We start from the raw sequence: 18,619 nt of genomic DNA on the forward strand, positions 1-18,619 counted from the left end.
TTCTTTTGAGTGGAATAACGGTTCAGCTTGTATGTTACAAAAGCGTTACAGAAACTCTTATAATGTGGAACGCAAGTACGCGTTGATAAACGGATCGAGCTGTCCGTCCATTACAGCTTGTGTATTTCCGGATTCTTCATTCGTGCGATGATCTTTTACCATGGAGTATGGATGGAATACATAGGAACGAATTTGGCTTCCCCAGCCGATTTCTTTTTGTTCACCGCGGATTTCGTTCAACTCTTGCTGCTGTTTCTCGATCTCAAGCTGATACAACTTCGCTTTCAGCATCTTCATGGCATGTTCGCGGTTTTTGATCTGGGAACGCTCGGATTGACATGTCACGACAGTATTTGTAGGAATATGCGTGATCCTTACTGCCGAATCAGTCGTATTGACGTGCTGACCACCGGCACCGCTGGAACGGTACGTATCGATTTTCAAATCTTCTGTCCGTACATCCACATCGATATCATCATCGAATTCCGGCATTACATCACAGGATACGAACGATGTATGACGACGTCCTGAACTATCGAATGGTGAAATCCGCACTAGACGGTGTACACCTTTTTCTGCTTTCAAATAGCCATAAGCATTCAGACCTTTGATCAAGAGAGTTACACTTTTCACACCAGCTTCCTCACCAGGAAGATAATCAAGTGTTTCCACTTTGAAATTATGCTGTTCGGCCCAACGCGTGTACATACGGAGCAGCATGCTCGCCCAGTCTTGGGATTCCGTTCCGCCCGCACCTGGATGCAGTTCGAGGATAGCGTTGTCCTTATCATAAGGTTCACTTAGCAGCATAAGAAGCTCGAATTCATCAAGTGCCTCGCGCATTGATACGATTTCTTCTTCCAACTCGCCGCGAAGATCATCATCATCTTCTTCCTTCACCAATTCAAAGGAAACTTCCAAATCCTCATGGCGGGAAACAAGCTTTTCATAGCCTTCCACCGATTCCTTCAAGCCATTGGATTCGTTGATGATTTTCTGGGCCCCCTGCTGATCATCCCAGAACGTCGGCTCCAGCATTCGATCCTCAAGCTCGGCAATGCGGGCTTTCTTTTGATCTAAGTCAAAGAGACCCCCTAAAGTCAGTTAGTTGTTTGTCCATACGATCCAATTCATTTCTGATTTCTGCAAATTCCATTTTCTCTCACCTCATAAAAGTCTATAGCAAACACCATTTTAATCTATGACAAGGACAAGACCCGCGTAACAACTTGCCCGGATTTGCCACTATCATTGACCGTGGCAGTTCTTATATTTCTTGCCGCTGCCGCATGGGCATGGGTCATTTCGTCCTACCGTATCGCCTTTGACGATCGGGGCTTTTTTCTTTTTCTTTTCTGCTTGGGTATCATCACCGCTGACAGCTTGGACACCTTTTGCAACCTGTTCGCGCTGTAGGTTATCACGGATTTCCGCTTTCAATACGTAGCGAGTCACTTCTTCCTTGATGGAAATGATCATCTCTTCGAACATATTGAAGCCTTCCAGCTGATATTCCCGAAGCGGATCATTCTGGCCATAGGCACGCAAGTGGATACCTTGGCGAAGCTGATCCATCTGATCGATATGATCCATCCATTTCGTATCTACCGTACGAAGCAGGATGACCTTCTCGAATTCGCGCATTTGATCCGGCGTCATTTCTTCTTCCTTCTGTTTCAAATGCTCCCGGATTTTCTTAAGCAGCAATTCTTCGATTTCTTCTTCATCTTTATTCTTCAGCTCATCGACTGTCAGCTTGTCCTGCGGCAGCAAGTTGGCATGTGCGTATTCAACCAATGCATCGAGTTCCCATGCTTCTTCGGAATCGTCAGCTGTATATGCCTGAACAACTGCATGGACTGTATCCTTGATCATTTCTTCGATGATTGGGTTCAAATCCTCGCTGTCGATTACCTCAAAGCGCTGTTTGTAGATGATTTCACGCTGTTCGCGCAGAACATCATCATAGGAAAGGACCGTTTTACGGGAATCGAAGTTATTACCCTCGACTCGTTTTTGGGCGGATTCGACAGCACGGGAAACCATTTTGCTTTCAATTGGTGTACTGTCATCCATGCCTAGACGATCCATCATATTACGCATATTGTCAGAACCGAATCGGCGCATCAGTTCATCTTCCATGGACAAGTAGAACTGTGTCACGCCCGGATCTCCTTGACGGCCGGCACGACCGCGCAGCTGGTTGTCGATCCGGCGGGATTCGTGACGTTCTGTACCGATGACAGCAAGACCGCCAAGTTCCAATACACCTTCACCCAGCTTGATGTCCGTACCACGACCAGCCATGTTCGTTGCGATTGTCACCGCGCCTTTTTGGCCGGCATCCTCGATGATCTCTGCTTCCCGGTGGTGGTTTTTCGCATTCAATACATTATGCGGCACACCAGCACGTTTCAGCAGTTTGCTGATCAGCTCGGAAGTCTCGACAGCCACTGTACCGACAAGCACAGGCTGACCAGTTTCATGGCGGGCCTTGATTTCTTCGACGACCGCACGGAACTTGCCTTCCATGGATTTGAAAATGAAGTCGGATTTATCCTGGCGTGTGATATCTCTGTTTGTAGGGATAACGAGCACGTCCATATTATAGATATTGCGAAACTCTTCTTCCTCGGTCTTTGCCGTACCGGTCATACCGGCAAGCTTTTTGTACATCCGGAAGTAGTTCTGGAAAGTGATGCTGGCCAGCGTCATGCTTTCGTTCTGGATCTGCAAACCTTCCTTCGCTTCGATAGCCTGGTGAAGACCGTCGCTGTATCGGCGGCCCTTCATAAGACGTCCAGTGAAGCTATCAACGATGATGACTTCGCCTTCTTCCACCACATAATCCGTATCACGCTGCATCGTTACATGAGCTTTCAGTGCTTGATTGATATGATGCGTAATGGAAACATTTTTCAAATCGAACAAGTTTTCCAAACCGAAGAATTTCTCCGCTTTGTTGATACCTTCTTCTGTAAGCAAGACAGATTTTGTCTTGATATCATTTGTATAATCTTCTTCCTTCTTCAACACACGAACGAAGGAGTTAGCTTGTGTGTACAGACTTGCCGATTTCGCAGCAGAACCGGAAATGATCAGCGGTGTCCGTGCTTCATCGATCAGGATGGAATCGACCTCATCAATGATGGCAAAATGAAGCGGACGCTGTACCATCTGATTTTTATACAGCACCATGTTATCCCGCAAATAGTCGAAGCCAAGCTCATTGTTCGTACTATACGTGATATCTGCAGCATAAGCATCCTGCTTCTGTTCCCTTGTCATGCCAACGCTGTTGAGCCCGACAGTCAAGCCGAGGAATTCAAATAGCGGGCGGTTATTTTCCGCATCACGACCAGCCAGATAATCATTGACTGTCACAATATGCACACCTTCGCCAGCTAAAGCATTCAAATAAGCAGGCAGTGTACTTGCTAGCGTTTTACCTTCCCCGGTTTTCATTTCGGCAATGTTCCCGCCATGGATGGCGATACCGCCAAGCAGCTGGACATGGAAAGGACGCATGCCGAGGACACGATCGGCCGCTTCCCGCACTGTCGCAAATGCTTCTGGCAGCAAATCATCCAAGGACTCACCATCCTGATAACGCTTTTTGAATTCCATTGTTTTTTCTTTCAATTGTTCATCTGTATATGCACGATATTCGTCTGCTAAACTTTCTATTTGTTCGGCTGTTTTCTGGGCACGGCTGACTTGCTTCTGCGTACCGTCTCCAAACACCCGTTTTAGTAGTCCACGCATCATAACGCTCCTCTTTTAAATCAAAAAAGTATAGTCCAAAAATAATAATAACACTAGGTTTGGCGGTTTACAAGAAAGGGAAATCAACCCAATCAAAAAAGAAAAAAATAGCGACGTCAACAGACGCCGCTTACCATGGAGGAGTGCCATGTCAGACATTCGCAGTACCGTAATCGCTACTCCAGCCGCTTAACCACCACCGTCAGTTGGAATGCACAGTCTCCAGAGGGGAGACTGCGGCATCCTGGTGGGGATCTTGCGGGGAAAAGGAAGCCTGCCCCTCAGAAGACACGTGATCTGGAGGACAGATCACGCTGCATTTGTTCGATGCACCAGCGCTCGAGCTGCTCTTGCTTCCATTGAAGTTCTGCCAGCCTTCGATTGGTCGCGGCAATGATCTCGACGAGCTGTGTGATCGTATGCTCATGCTGTGTGAGTTGGGAATGGGAGACTCGTTGGACAGCATTATCTGAATCCCTGATGGTCAGTACCCCCTTTTGTTGTAGCTGACTTATTTATAACATAGGTCTTTTGAAAGAAAAAATGACCGTTTTCGTAAAACGACCAAGGACTTTCCTCATAAAGTACAAGATTTCGGCACTATCCGACAGCTTTCATCTCTATTTTTAAGTGATTTTGAGATATTCTTCTTTCGTTTTTGCAAAACGGCATAAATTATTTTAAAAGAGCAGACGCTCCCAGCGTCCGCTCTGCATTTCTTTTATCAAGTAGGCTCAATCAGCCCATATCTGCCATCTTTTCGTTTATAGACGACATTCGTATCTCCTGTAACAGAGTTCGTATAAACGAAGAAGCTATGTCCCAGCATATCCATCTGCAAAATCGCTTCCTCGGAATCCATTGGTTTCAAGTCAAAACGCTTGTTTCGTACAATTTCGAACGAATCCAGATCTTCTTCATCTTCATTCGTTGCGACGACAGCACCAGCCGCACCTTCATTCTCCAAAGCAGCGAATGCATGCTTCGGTGCATCCCCGCTCTGACGGGAGCGCCGGTTCACTTTCGTCTTATGCTTTTTGATCTGCCGTTCCAGTTTCGTTACGACCAGATCGATTGCAGCATATAGATCTGCATGACTTTCCTCAGCCCGCAGCAGCAGGTTCTTCATCGGGATCGTCACTTCGATTTTCGACGCATTGTTATGCACACTCAAGTTAACGTGAACCTCGGAATCCACCGGGGAGTCGAAATACCTCTCCAGTTTGCCTACCTTCTTCTCGACGTAGTCCTTGATCGCTTCTGTAGCCTCGACATTCTCGCCACGAATATTGTACTTCATAACAAGTGTCCTCCTTTCATCCTTATGAGGATACTTTCTACATTCCCTTTACATATCCTTTATAAACAAAAAATAAAGACAGAAAAATGTGAAGTTATATCGAATTTTGACACGAATTGGACACGAGAAGAAACCAAACAAAAAACGCCCGAACTCTAATTGTCCGGGCGTTTCTTGTTTTATTTCCGTTTATCCAGGAATCTGCCATCAAGTGTTTGCATGCTCGCATATGGGTTGATGTATTTCGTACCCGATTGCTGCTGCTTCTTGATTGTCCGGATATCGATTTTCAGTTGATCGAAGATTTGCTGCACATGCTTGCTGATACGCTCATTTAGTGGCAGCAATGCCTTGCCGAGTTCTTGCTCTTCAGCTGAGAAAGGCGGCTTCAGTGCCTCCATCTGCTCTGAGCGGATACCCATGAGGTCGGTAAGGGAATTAACTACTTCCTCCCGGTTCTCGGAAGTAACCGGCTGACTGACAAGCGTATCCAATTCAGTTGTTGTATCATATAACGCCTGCACCCGGTTCATCAAACAGTGGCTCCAGATCCGAATTGCTGCTTACGTGTTTGTTTGACGACTTCTTTCCATGTGTCACGAAATTCAGTTATTAGATCCATTGCATTGCTGAGAGCCTGTTGATCGTTATTTGTATTTGCTTGGAAAAGCTGTTGATTTATAAAATCATACAGTGGCATAATTTCCTTCGAAATTGCTACCTCTGGATCAAGCGTAATCATCAGCTCACGCACGATATTCTGCGCCTTCTGAATACTGGTGTTCTTCGCTTCAATATCCTTCTTCTCTATAGCTTGCTGAGCAAATTTAATGAATTTGATACAGCCATTGTACAGCATGAGTGTCAACTCACCCGGAGAAGCGGTCTGGACGGAATTTTGCTGATACGCCTGGTAATTTTGTACCGACATAATTTTATTACTCCTTTAACACTTATCCACCAAAATTGGACATCAGATAAGAGGATTGTTGGTTCAGTTGGCTGATTGCTGATTCCATAGCGGAAAATTGGCGCCAGTAACGGTCTTCTACTTGTTTAAGATGGTCTTGGAAATCATCCATGCGATCCTTGATTTCATTTAGACGTTTTCCAAGTGTGAATTGTTGATTTGTTTTATCAGTATTACCTGCACGCTCGGTAATATTATCCATCGTTTTATCCAATGAATCCTCAATTCGGTTGACAATGCCTCGGCCATCTCCTTCTACATTGTTAGAGAACAGCTTGTACACACCTTCAGGATTTTCACGAAGGGCGGTTTTCAATTCATCCTCATCAATTACAAGTTTTCCATTTTCAAGATAGTTCTTGGAAGTTGTAATCCCTATCTGAGCAAGCTGGGTATACTCCCCACCATTTTCAACCTTGTTGTACCAAGCAGAACGTAATGAGTAAATACCACTTTGCAGGGCTGTTTCCCCTTTAAGCAATCCGCTTTTCGCCTTTTCTTCCCATAGCTTGATCTCATCTTCCGACATCTCTTTTTTCTGTTCATCTGTCAATGGCGGATAATCGCGATAGGATTTCTCGCTAAGCTTTGTATTCACGTCTTCGACAATCTTATTGTATGAATCGACGAATTCTTTGATTTTGTCGTATGCAGCGTCAACGTCATTGTCCACTGTTATGTTGATTGCACTTTCTGTTGTTTGATTAAAGGTGAAAGAAACACCACTTAATGTATAACTATTTTTATTGGAACTAATAGTAAGTGCGCCGTTGTACGTAAACTCGGCATCTTGTGCACCCTGCTTTGCGCTTGGGTCCAGTCCCAGGAATGTATTTAAAAAGCTGCCTTCATCAAATACTATTTCTTGATCTGTTGAACTGTTTTTACCGGTTTCTTTCTTTTCCATGACAACCTGACCAGACTGTTTATCGTAAAAAGCACGAATTCCAAGATCTGGATCATCTGTTATTTTCTTTAAAATAGAGTTGAGACTGTCCGTAGTTTTAACATTAAAAGTCTTAGGTGGTAAAAGTTCACCGTTTTCATCATACGTACTTAGCGAGAATGTACTATCAGCTGTAACTTTTGGATTATCTGCAAAAGTCTGTCCATTAATGGCAGCGTCAGGATCAAAAGTTTTTGTATCAGCCTTTTCACTTAAAACGATGGCTGCTTTCGCAAGCTTGTTAACTTGGATGGAATATGATCCATTAGAAGCATTTGATGCCGCAGTTGCGGTGACTGCAGAACTTGTTGATGAAGTTGACTTTACATTGTACGCTGTCGTTAATTTCATATCACTAACTATTGAATCAAAACTTTTCAAAGAAGCATTAACTTCGCGTAAAGCATCCTGCTGCCATGTCAATTTCGTCTCTTCTTGTTGCATCTTATATAGCTTTTGCCGTTCCGCATTCATCAGCTGTTCCACCATGGAATCTGTATCGATCCCAGAAGCAAGTCCCCCTACACGCATTGAATTGCTACTACTACTGCTTGAAGAAACACTATCTACCATATGATCACCTGCTCCTTAAATTTTCTTATCAACGAGAAGTCCCATGAATTCAGCCATCTTGGCATAGCCATCGAGCAGCTTCTTCGGTGGTATCTCTTTAATGACTTCTTGTGTCTCTGAATCAATCATTGTCACATAATAACGATCTAACTTGTCATGTAGTTCGAATTTCAAGCTCGTGTGGGATGTTTCCAAAAATTGATTCATTGTCTCAATTACTTTCTCGATATCTGATTTATTAGAGTCGATATACGATTTAGAGCTGTCTGAAGCAGTCTCCTTTTTATGTACTGATTCGCTTTCTGCAGGACGATTATGTCCCGACGGTTGTGTAACATGCTGTGAAGCGGAAGATAACTTGTCAATCATCAAAGGCCAACTCCTTGCACATGTGTTTCTTTTTATATCGGCAAAATGAACAGGATGTGAAGCGGCAAGTATAAAAAAAATGCACAAAAAAAGGGCCCAGCGATTGATATGCTCCCCTTTAAGTAGACAGTGAAAAATAAAACTGTTTACTTGAAGGGGAATTTTTATTTGCCTAATTATCGTTTCACAAAAGAATTAAAACTAGAAATCATCCATGCTTGCGAATCAGCCAGTATTAAGCAGGTGGCCACAGCTTATAACGTCAATCCATCCACAATAAAGAAGTGGAATCAGCGATATCGCTTGCTTGGTGAAGGTGCTTTAGAAAATAAAATTATTTGGAAAACCTACACGAAAGAGATCAAACTGGCTGCTGTAAAAGATTATCTATCCGGTCAATACTCCAAGAACGAGCTACTAATAAAGTATGGAATTTCCACTGATAGCCTTCTGACAAAGTGGATAAACCTTTATACTAGTCATAGAGAATTGAAAGACAGCGGGAAAGGAAGTTTAATCTCTATGACCAAAGGGAGAAGGACGACATTTGAAGAAAGGCTGGCTATCGTAAAGGAATGTCTTGATGCCGGGAAAGATTATCGGAAGACAGCTGAAAAACATCAAGTATCTTATCAACAGGTATATTCCTGGGTGAAGAAGTTTTTGGCCGAGGGTGCAGAGGCTCTTCAGGATAAACGAGGATCAAATAGGGACGAGAAGCTTCTTTCTCCGGAGGAGAAAAAAGCTAAGGAACTGGAACTGGAGAATGAAAGGTTGCGTGCGGAACTTGCCTTTCTAAAAAAGCTGAAGGAATACGAAGGGAGGCGTTTCTAAAGCTGCCGCCAATAGAGAAATATACCCTGCTTCAAGAAGTGATAGCCGAGGGGTTTTCCACTCAACTCGTTTGTGAGATAGCTGGAATCGCAAGGTCGAGTTATTATAAGTGGCTTAAACGGGTTGACACCCCCCTAGATATCGAAAACATGGTCATTGAAGAGGAAATGCGTCGATTGCACACGGAACATAATGGTATCTATGGATACCGTCGCATGAGACTGTACATCCAAAAATTCATGAAGAAACCTATTAATCATAAGCGCATCTATCGCCTGATGAATAAGGCAAAGCTAGTCTGTGTCATACGAAAGAAAAGACCTGCCTTTATTAAATCTACTCCTCTCTATACTGCGGAGAATATCTTAAATCGTGAATTCCAGGCAAGCGCACCAAACAAGAAGTGGGCAACGGATGTAACCGAGATGAAATACGGAAACAAGAAGCTGTACCTCGGTGCCATCTTGGATCTATGTGACGGGTCTATCGTCAACTATGTTTATTCTAAATTGAATAATAATGGTTTAGTCATGAACACCATAGATGGTGCACTGGAGAAAGAACCACAAGCCACTCCCCTTCTACATAGTGATCGTGGCTTCCAATACACTTCGCATGCATTCAAAAGAAGGATAGATACACAAGGTATGACACACAGTATGTCAAGAGTGGGGCGCTGCATTGATAACGGACCAATGGAGTCATTTTGGGGTGCGCTAAAAACTGAAATGTATTATTTAAAGAAGTTTTCTACATATGAAGAACTGGCTTCAGCTATCGATAACTATATCCATTTCTACAATACAAAAAGATTACAAGAAAAAAGAGAAGGCCTTAGCCCCCTCGAATACAGGGCTAAAGCCTTCTAACTATCTTTATTATTTCCACTGTCTACTTGACAGGGGGCAGTTCATATGTGCACCCTTATCTGCCGATTCTTAGTTGTAAACGATACCGCCGTCAATTAATACAGATTGACCTGTCATGTAATCTGAATCCTCTGAAGCGAGATACGAAACGAACTTCGCAACATCTTCTGGCTCCTCACTGCGTCCAACGGCGATATCATTGGTGAACTTCTCGAAAGCCTGGCCTTTCTCAAGCCCCATATAGTCCACCATTTTTTCATCGATTCTCTCCCACATGCTCGTACCGACAACACCTGGGCAGTAAGCATTCACGGTGATTTTATCCTTCGCTAGCTCTTGTGCTGCCACCTGGGTCAACCCGCGCACTGCGAATTTCGTAGCGGAATACACCCCAAGCAAACTAAACCCTTTATGACCAGCGATGGAACATGCATTGATGATCTTTCCGCCGCCTTGCTTTTTCATTTGTTCAGCGGCAGCTTGCATCCCCAATACGGTACCGTTGACGTTGATGCTGAATATCTTATTCAAATCATCTTCCTGCACTTCCAAGATTGGCGCAACTTGATCGATACCGGCATTATTGACGAAAACATCGACTGAACCGAATGCTTCTGTAGCTTTCTCTACCAATTGGAACATATCGTCACGCTTGCTTACATTCACCGGGATACTGATTGCTTCCACTCCATTGTTTTTTAGTTCCTGCGCCGTTTCATTCGCTTTGTCTTCCTGCAAGTCGCTGATCACAATGTTGAAGCCATCATTTCCGAGTCGTGTTGCGATCGCTTTACCGATTCCTTGTGCCGATCCTGTGATTACTGCCGTTTTTGCCATTTCAGTCAGCTCCTTTTCTACTAGTTCATAAGTTGTTTTCCACTAGTAAAAAAAATTAAACCTGTAAATGTAAGCAGTTTCAAGTTATTTAATAGAGATTCGACTACTAGTACGTATTGCCTGCGTCAAAGTTGCAGTTGTTCTGGCGTTAAAGCTGACGCCTAACTGTACTGCTGTTTGAGCAATTTCAGGGCGCATGCCAGAGATGACAGTCTCGACACCAACAAGCTTCAATGCATCCACCAGATAGAAAATTTGCTGTGCGACCATCGTATCGATGATGATGACCCCGGAAAGATCGATGAAAAGTAAATCGACATCTTGTACTGTACATTCACGCAGCGTATTTTCCAAAATCAATTTGGCACGATTCGTATCAATGTCTCCAACTAAAGGAAGCAGTGCTGTCGTGTCGTTCAGCAGAATGACCGGGGAGCTTAGCTCATTGATCATTTCCTGCTGGGCTTGAAGCTTACGATTGGAATAGTGATGCATTTCTTCTGTCACTTTCAAAATCACTTGGTCAAAGGCGGTGATGATTATGCGTTGCCAAAGCTCGAACATTTCTTGGGAGACTGTATCTTTATGTATGGTATAAAACTCATTTATCAGATCCAAATGCTGTTCGCGTGTGTTGACAAATTCACGGATGATTTGATGTGTAGGTGTATTCAAATGATTCTCATCACGTGCCACAGTTATGATCCACTCTTCAAAACTTTTGCTGAAGGTCTCTTTATCTTCTACGAATATACGAAAGAAATGTAGATGGAAATCGTAGTTTTGCATTTTGAGGGTTTTAATCGTTTCTGGATCGGTAGAAGCGTAAACGCCTGAGCTGTTTGATTTATCAAGTTGCTCGTACCATTCCTCTGTTATGTCTTTCGCTCTCTCTTCCAAAAACAAATATAAGTCTTTATTCCTATGCATGCTCCTACTCCTCCTGCGGGTTACTTTCACACCTTTAAATATAAGTAATTCTACTCCTTTTGTAAAATAACAAGAAATAAAATGGAAATACACCAATCTATTTGAAATAGGTGAATCGCCTTCTCTATACCCACATCCTCCATAGACTAAACCTATTTTTACATAAAAAAACCGCCATTGAATGACGGTTTTATACAGGCTGGCTATATGCCGCGATTTTCTCTTGGATAAATTGCCAAACACGTTCTGATGACTTATCGTCCTGGAAGTGATGTACCCGGTCACGGATCTGTTTACGCTCATCCTCATACCAAGAGGGATTCTCCAAAAAGGAAGCCAAAGCATCTTGCAGTGCATCCTGAGATACCACTTTTGGTCCAGGAGTCCAGTTTGTATACGAATCGAGAATGAATCCCCGGTTCTGCTGATAAGAGTGTAAATCAACCGGTGTAAAGATAATCGGCTTATCCAGCAGCAAATAATCAAAATAAATGGAGGAATAATCCGTGATCAGCATATCCGCAAGCGGCATGATTTCATACAAATCCATTCCATAACGAGTCAGCATCTCATCCGTCAGCAGATGTACACGCGTCTGCATCTCGAAATGATTCAAAAACAGCTTCTCCTCAGCAGGATGCAGCTTCACAATCAGCTCCAGATTCTCCCGCTCCAGAAAATCATAGAACTGATCATTATCAAAACTCTCCATACCGAAAAGATTATCCCGGTTTAAATTCGTATCGGCTCGATCATTATGGGCCACTTGCCTGTAAGTCGGCATAAAGAAAATCATCCGGCTTTCACTGGGATCGATATCGAATTCTTCTCTTAGGAAATGTGTATCAGGCCGCTGTAGCAATAAATCATTCCGTGGCGCTCCGGTGAGTTGTATATGGTCTGGATTCAATTTGAAGCAGCGAAGCATCAAATCGCTGAAGAAATCCGAGTAAGAACATATATAATTGATGCTCCCCCAACGATCTGCCAACACATGCTTATTTTGCTCATTCTTATCAGCAAATCCCATCGCCTTCAGCGGGAAGCCATGCCAAGTATCGATGATTAGCTGATTTGGATTATAAAGCTTCTTATTATGCTTGATATTAGCTTCGGTGATAATCAGCACATCGGCTGCTTTAACCTTCTCCAGGAAATCATGCGTTTCTTGCTGTAGCAACAGCTCTACATCGAATGAATCCTCGATGGATAACGGTACATGTTTTGCTAGCGCATATGTGTTTGAGCCACTGCTGTTCCGGGCTACCATCACTAACTTCTTACGACCAGTTGCTGTAATTGATAATTGGTCTGGTCGATAAGGCGCCTCTCGATGCAACTGATCGATTTTCCATGCCCCACCCTTATTAATCAGCTCCAAACGGCAATATACTTTCTCAGACCTCTCCTGATCTTTCCATGTTTGTATTAATAGTAACCGTACAGATGCCCGCAAATAGCGATAATCGACGGAATCTACTTTAGGGTATGCTACTTGCCTTGTCACATCTGCCTCGATAAGCTTAAATTCTTCGCTGATATATCGTTGAGTGAAGAATCCTGCTAAATAGTCAATCTCTTCTTCTGTATGAATGACCAATTCAGAACCTTTAATCGCACATGTTAAAATATCATTCAGTACTTTATAGTAGAGATATTGCGGGTCATGTATCGCTTGTAATGGAATTTCGGCGGAGTTTTCTTCCTGCAGTGCCGTTTCCATAAGATCAACCACATAATCAAAATAATATGGTAAGACCATCATTTGGCATGCCTCAGTTGAAGGTAATTCATAAGCACCTTCGACAATAGATGGTAATGCCTTAAGTGTTGGCAAAGTCTCAGATTCTTCTACGACTGGAACAATCCCTCTTGCTAATGCTTTAACTGTAATCTGATGGGAATCCTCGTAGTTTCCATTTACAATTAAAGCTGTTGCTGATTCCAAAAGCGGCCAAAAATCATCTGTCGTATCTTGCCATACAATAGATTTGTCGACACCCAATTGCTGAGACAATTCATAAATGGCAGGCTTATCAGGGCCATCTCCGATAATCGTCAATAATGCCTTTCCCTGGAATGATTGAAAAGAAGAGAGAACTTGTTCGTAGTGGTTGTCAAATAAAGTGAGCTCTCCGACAGCAACAAAGTGTGCCTTATCCAAGGGGCGGGGTATAACCTCAGGCTTTTCTTGCAAAATCGGCTCTCCGATCTTATGCAACCATTGATCTTGAAAAGCATATCGCTGCACCGCTTCCTCCATTTGCTCATTCATGACCAAATGACTGTCACTGAATTTCAGCGCTTCTTCATTGCCATACTCCTCTGGTGCTCTTTGCAGCCAGGAATAAATCCGTGGCACCTGCCCATGCAGCTGTGCTACCGCCGTCCTGCATACATAATTCATTAACGGGATCTGTACCGAAACAATAACATCTGGCATGCCATGAAACTCAAGCGAACTCCTGTACCCTTCAATAAGCGTATCCGGACCCTCATACTCCAGCACCTTTTTCTCGCCATAATAATAAATAGCCGGCAAAGACTTCTCCCACTCAATATTCTCTGGACGATAGGATTGAAATACACGGACTTGATGTCCACGTTCTGTAAGGAAACTTGCTATTTTTATTAATGTTTGTTCTAATTGGTCGTTTCCATCAGCGTAGATCATAGTGAAGTCGATGATCATAGAGAAAACTCCTTGTTTATTTTATCGTTTGTAAGTTGATTAGCTTAAATTGGGAGTGTTGTCCTGTTAGAAAGTAACAGTTGCATTGTACCATGCTTATTTTATGTATTATAATAAAGTAGACATTTAATTGTTGAGTTTCTCATATTTAAGAATGGAGTGTATAGAAAGTTGAATATTATATACGCATTGAACGAAAAATTTGGACAACACCTATTTAATTCTGTTACATCTCTTTTGTCTTCTACTGAAAGAAGAGATATTACTCTTTATATAATCCATAGAGATATTTCTATTCACTTTATGAATAAATTTAATAATTTCTTCGTTAATTTTAATGTTAATATTAATTTTGTGAATTTAAGCGAATTGAATATTCTCATTAACGATCTCCCAACAAATAATAAAATTTCGATAGAAGCTTATTTTAGATTGTTTATTGGAAGGATTATAAATAAAGACGAAGACAGAGCAATTTATTTGGACTGTGATACGATAGTTAATTCCCCAATTGAAGATTTGTATTATCTAAACATAGATAATAAAGTTATTGGAGCTGTTGAAGATGCTTTGAAATTCAATAAGAAATTTCCTGATTTTATAGAAAATCTATCTCTTACAAATTATAATTATTTTAATTCAGGTGTTATGTTGATCAATTTAAAATTATGGCGAGAAAAAAATATTGAAAATAAGCTCCTTAATTTCTTGACTCATAAAACAGATAAGATTATCTACCATGATCAAGATGTCTTAAATTCGATATTAAATTTAGAGTGGTATGAATTGGATTATGCTTGGAATGTTCAAACATTCTTTGTGAATAAAGTGGATAGATATCTGGATAGTTTTAACCACCCTAAAATAATTCATTATATAGGTAAAAAGCCAAATGAATATGGCTGTGTACATCCACTTATTAAGTATTATAATGTTTACAATAATTACTTGATTAAGAAGAATGTTATGTTATGAGGTACTTCAAAAAAAAGATTCAGTGAACTAATATAAAAGTGAATAGAGTGAATAGAGTTCTAAAAAATATTATAAGATAGCAATGAGATACTTAACACTAAGTTTGACCATTTTTGTAAGTAGCCATCGCTAGTAGCGTTCGTTTAGTAAAAACCTTGTCGATATATCAAATTAAGTTTTAAACGTACATATCTAAACGTTCACAGCATGTTTTTTAGGGTTAGATTTTCTTAGAATTTAATTGTCCGCTATATATTTGTACACCTACCTTACTCTTTCTTGGCCTAACTCCTCTTTTCTATATGCGAAGAAAGGTATTAGAATTTTATGATTGCACAAGTATTTTAAGTCTGTTTTCTCATAGAAACTAATCTAGGCATGTACTGAAATTTTCATTTAATGATTTACAGTGATGTTAGTACTGATAATTTTTTTCTATTCATTTCGTATAGATTATCCCCTCCTCGAAATGTTGAAAATATGAACATCTTTTGTTTCTGCAAGAAATTTGCCAAATAAAATAGGCAGGTATCTCCAATTGGAGAATAACCCGCCTATTTTATTTAGCTACGTTATAGTTCTAGTACCAATATTACTTTTTACAGTTTTCAGGAGTGCAATCAAGAGTTGCTGTGATTGGGTATCTAAATCACCGAATACTTCTCCTATTTCCCCAAAAATACTTTTGAAATTGTCAATGCTAATATTTATATATGTATTTGAAAGTTCAGTAACCCAATTAAGGAAAGCGGATAAAGTCAGTTGTCTTTCCGAAAGATTATTTCCATATAATACCTGGCGTACTGGTCCCCAAATATCTCTCATTAAACATGAATTAAAATAAAAAACTTTCAATCCCTCTTTATCATCTACGGAAGAACTATCAATTCTCTTTTCTACAATACGCCAAACTTGTATAGAACTTTTAATTGCTTTTGTGCTTTGTCCTGATCTAGTAATTGATCCCGGGCGTGGTCTAACATAATATGTTGCATCAGCTACATTATAAATTTTCTTCGCTCGTAACATAGACGTAATCGTAAAGGGTTGATCTTCACCGAAATTAATATCTTCAGGATACCTTAATCCTCTCAAGAGTGATTTTTTGTATAACTTCCCACAGCTCCAAATACTGTAAAGAATTTGTGGTTCCTCCTCTAGATTAATAAATCCTTCTTTACTTAAAGGGCTTATTTTCATCATCTTAAGGGGCACAAGTTCTCCATCAATCAAGTGTTGGAAAGGAGCAGTAATTAAATCAGCATTTGATCTTGTAGCTGCGTTATACATTTTCTCAATGGCATAAGAGGGAAGGACATCATCTGAATCAAGAAAGAAGACATACTCACCAGATGCATGTTTCAGTCCCATATTTCTGCTTGCAGAAACCCCTCGGTTAACCGACTGTTGAAATAAGTTGATATTTGTTGGGTATTGCTTACTTTTTTGCTCTGCCAGTTGAAACGATAAATCAGTGGAACAATCGTCTATAATTATGAGTTCGACTTCATGAAAAATGCTCTGTCCAATGACAGAATCAATTGCTTCCTCAATATATGCTTCGACATTGTACATAGGCACAATAATCGTTACCTTGAAGTTTTTCATTTATTTTACCTCTAACCGATGGTTATCTCTTGTTCTAATACGGCTACTCGGAAACTCCTTGTCCATTATTTCTCGAAAGAACATAGAGTCCTTTTTATCTCCTCTAGCCTCCAAGCAGTGCATAATCATTTCATATACAACAAAATTTGCTTTATCCAGATTGATTGCTTCAAACCCAAATGTTAGAGCAAGGTCAATATCTTTGTTTTGAATAGCTAGTTTCATGACATTAACAAAATCTTTTTCATTAAATTTTATGGTTTCAGCCTGTGCATAAAACTCAGCACTCAACCCTATCATTCCATGGCCGAAAAGCACACGAGCGATTACATTGTTATGTTTGCTGGAATGAATATTCCCAACAATATATTCGAATAACTCGAACATTCTTAATTTAATTAATTTAGACAATAAGTGTTCTATCAAATTAAGGCTATCATCAATATTCGTCATTGTAATAAGTGATTCTAACTGAACAAATTCTTCATCAGAGATTACATTCTTAACCATATAGTGTAGTTCTTCTTTTTTTAATCTAATAGCTACAATTACTAAATCAAACAGATCAAAATAGTTGTCAGCGAAAAGATGAAGAGCTGAATAATCATTAATTTTTGAGTTTATTATCTCAAAATCACCTTCAGCCAGCAGCATTTTCATTTCTAGTCCTTTTGTTATCAATACTTGTTTTCTTTGTACCAATAAATGTACAAGGGATGCTGCTCCTATATCAAGAAGTGATTTTAGATATATCCGCTGTGAAGTTGGACTGTTCATTAAATTATTTTTTTCAATAAATTCAGCAACCTCATTATCGGAATGATTTGTTAACAATAACCCAAACAAGCGTTTTATAATTTCAGTGTCATTTTTATTAAAATTAATAGCCTTGCTATAATTTAACACAGCATTTGTTAGGTTCTTTTCTTCTTCATAAATATTACCCAACATTTTGTATGGAAGATATTCTAGGTAATTTACATTATTGATGACTTTCCATTGCTTATCCCAATTTAAATTTTTTAATTCTCTCTTAGCTTCATAATATCGATTTTGGGAATAATATATCCATGCTTTTTGCACACGGAAATCAATTGCACCAGACCATAGTTCGATGGCTTCTTCTACGATTTCCAAAGCTTCTTCGTATCTCTTTAAATTACCTAGACAATGAATCAACCTTTCTACTGCCAACGGAACCCATAAATAATATATCGATTCTTTTTTTTGAAAGGCTTTTTTATATAAATCGGCTGCCTCAGAAAAATTCATCTGAGATAAATTCTCATTTCCTAAGTTAAAATAATCAAATCCATCTGCATTATCCTTTAATTCTGTGTTGATTAGTGGTGTGTTTCGTGAATTTTTGTCTTTTGCCTTTATTGTATGGGCTAAGTAGCCCGAATGGTAGATCATTAAGTTTAATGATCCTATATATAGATTACCATTCTCCATTTGAAGCTGCTCATGGACCTTACGGTAGAAACTTATAGACGGGAGGTTTTTATAGATTCTTATTGTGGATGTGTGGGTAACCCCTTCACCCAGATCGCCTAAGAAGTTTACTTGTGTCACCATGAACGCATTTTCCTTACTACGATCAATACTCTTCAATTGAGTTAAGACATCCTTAAAATTCTCTTCATCCACATATTCATCGGCATCAAGATAAATAATCCATTGCCCGGATGCTTTTGATTGAACAAAATTACGTGCAGCTGAGAAGTCGTTTGTCCATTGAAAATCGTATACATGCTTCGTATATGATGCCGCTATTTCTTTTGTGCTATCTACTGAACCAGTATCTGCTATAATTATTTCATCAACTAAACCTTGAACAGAGTCTAAACATCTATTAAGAACTGATTCTTCATCTTTTGTAATCATGCAAAGTGAAATAAAAGGTTCCATTTTAATCCCCCTATACGAAATAAAAATATCGCATCAAATT

General features: G+C 40.4%; 14 protein-coding genes. 2 read left to right on the forward strand and 12 right to left on the reverse strand.

Annotated elements, in window-relative coordinates:
* Window positions 1-57 precede the first annotated feature (57 nt).
* The 7 genes from prfB to flaG all read right to left on the reverse strand — a co-directional run bounded on the left by prfB (window position 58) and on the right by flaG (window position 7,923).
* Window positions 58-1,156, reverse strand: a protein-coding gene (gene prfB / locus AB1K91_RS03590) for a peptide chain release factor 2 (protein ID WP_413088183.1) whose coding sequence is annotated in 2 segments (ribosomal slippage) — window positions 58-1,083 and window positions 1,085-1,156 — 1,098 coding nt in all. Because the reading frame shifts where the segments join, the coding sequence is not laid out codon by codon here.
* A gap of 92 nt (window positions 1,157-1,248) precedes the next feature.
* Window positions 1,249-3,765, reverse strand: coding sequence for a preprotein translocase subunit SecA (gene secA, locus AB1K91_RS03595; protein ID WP_413088380.1), 2,517 nt, complete (start codon window positions 3,763-3,765; stop codon window positions 1,249-1,251).
* 724 nt (window positions 3,766-4,489) lie between these two features.
* Window positions 4,490-5,065 carry a ribosome hibernation-promoting factor, HPF/YfiA family gene (gene hpf, locus AB1K91_RS03600; protein ID WP_413088185.1) on the reverse strand — a complete coding sequence of 192 codons (576 nt, stop codon included), beginning with the start codon at window positions 5,063-5,065 and terminating at the stop codon, window positions 4,490-4,492.
* Between the two features lie 179 nt (window positions 5,066-5,244).
* Complete coding sequence (fliT, locus tag AB1K91_RS03605; protein WP_411216869.1) at window positions 5,245-5,598, reverse strand: flagellar protein FliT; 354 nt, start codon at window positions 5,596-5,598, stop codon at window positions 5,245-5,247.
* Entirely contained in the window at window positions 5,598-5,996 is a 399-nt protein-coding gene (fliS, locus tag AB1K91_RS03610) for a flagellar export chaperone FliS (RefSeq protein WP_413088186.1), read from the reverse strand. The genes fliT and fliS overlap by 1 nt, the downstream gene beginning before the upstream one ends.
* 22 nt (window positions 5,997-6,018) lie before the next feature.
* Window positions 6,019-7,554, reverse strand: coding sequence for a flagellar hook-associated protein 2 (locus AB1K91_RS03615; protein WP_413088188.1), 1,536 nt, complete (start codon window positions 7,552-7,554; stop codon window positions 6,019-6,021).
* A gap of 15 nt (window positions 7,555-7,569) precedes the next feature.
* A complete protein-coding gene (gene flaG, locus AB1K91_RS03620) occupies window positions 7,570-7,923 on the reverse strand; it encodes a flagellar protein FlaG (protein ID WP_413088190.1) in 354 nt (117 codons plus the stop codon).
* A 168-nt stretch (window positions 7,924-8,091) separates the two neighbouring features.
* On the opposite strand from flaG, the gene AB1K91_RS03625 reads away from it, so the two are divergent.
* Window positions 8,092-9,626 (forward strand): IS3 family transposase gene (locus tag AB1K91_RS03625; protein ID WP_413088192.1). Its coding sequence is split into 2 segments (ribosomal slippage): window positions 8,092-8,731 and window positions 8,731-9,626, totalling 1,536 coding nucleotides; the frame shifts between segments, so codons are not numbered across the junction.
* Window positions 9,627-9,695: 69 nt separating this feature from the next.
* Here the strand turns inward: AB1K91_RS03625 and AB1K91_RS03630 are convergent.
* The 3 genes from AB1K91_RS03630 to AB1K91_RS03640 form a co-directional block, all read right to left on the reverse strand.
* On the reverse strand, window positions 9,696-10,463 hold the full coding sequence (locus tag AB1K91_RS03630; RefSeq protein ID WP_413088193.1) for an acetoin reductase: 768 nt from the start codon (window positions 10,461-10,463) through the stop codon (window positions 9,696-9,698).
* Window positions 10,464-10,547: 84 nt separating this feature from the next.
* A complete protein-coding gene (locus AB1K91_RS03635) occupies window positions 10,548-11,393 on the reverse strand; it encodes an STAS domain-containing protein (protein WP_413088195.1) in 846 nt (281 codons plus the stop codon).
* Window positions 11,394-11,583: 190 nt separating this feature from the next.
* Window positions 11,584-14,085 carry a CDP-glycerol glycerophosphotransferase family protein gene (locus tag AB1K91_RS03640; RefSeq protein ID WP_413088197.1) on the reverse strand — a complete coding sequence of 834 codons (2,502 nt, stop codon included), beginning with the start codon at window positions 14,083-14,085 and terminating at the stop codon, window positions 11,584-11,586.
* A 171-nt stretch (window positions 14,086-14,256) separates the two neighbouring features.
* Here AB1K91_RS03640 and AB1K91_RS03645 point away from each other — a divergent pair, with 171 nt between their 5' ends.
* A complete protein-coding gene (locus tag AB1K91_RS03645; RefSeq protein ID WP_413088199.1) occupies window positions 14,257-15,060 on the forward strand; it encodes a glycosyltransferase family 8 protein in 804 nt (267 codons plus the stop codon).
* Window positions 15,061-15,627: 567 nt separating this feature from the next.
* On the opposite strand, the gene AB1K91_RS03650 is transcribed toward AB1K91_RS03645, so the two are convergent.
* Window positions 15,628-16,668, reverse strand: a complete 1,041-nt coding sequence (locus tag AB1K91_RS03650) for a glycosyltransferase family 2 protein (protein WP_413088201.1) — start codon at window positions 16,666-16,668, stop codon at window positions 15,628-15,630.
* Window positions 16,669-18,579, reverse strand: a complete 1,911-nt coding sequence (locus AB1K91_RS03655) for a tetratricopeptide repeat-containing glycosyltransferase family 2 protein (protein ID WP_413088203.1) — start codon at window positions 18,577-18,579, stop codon at window positions 16,669-16,671. It abuts the gene before it with no gap.
* Between the last annotated feature and the right edge of the window lie 40 nt (window positions 18,580-18,619).

Source organism: Terribacillus jepli (assembly GCF_047228925.1).
Classification (GTDB): Bacteria; Bacillota; Bacilli; order Bacillales; family Amphibacillaceae; genus Terribacillus.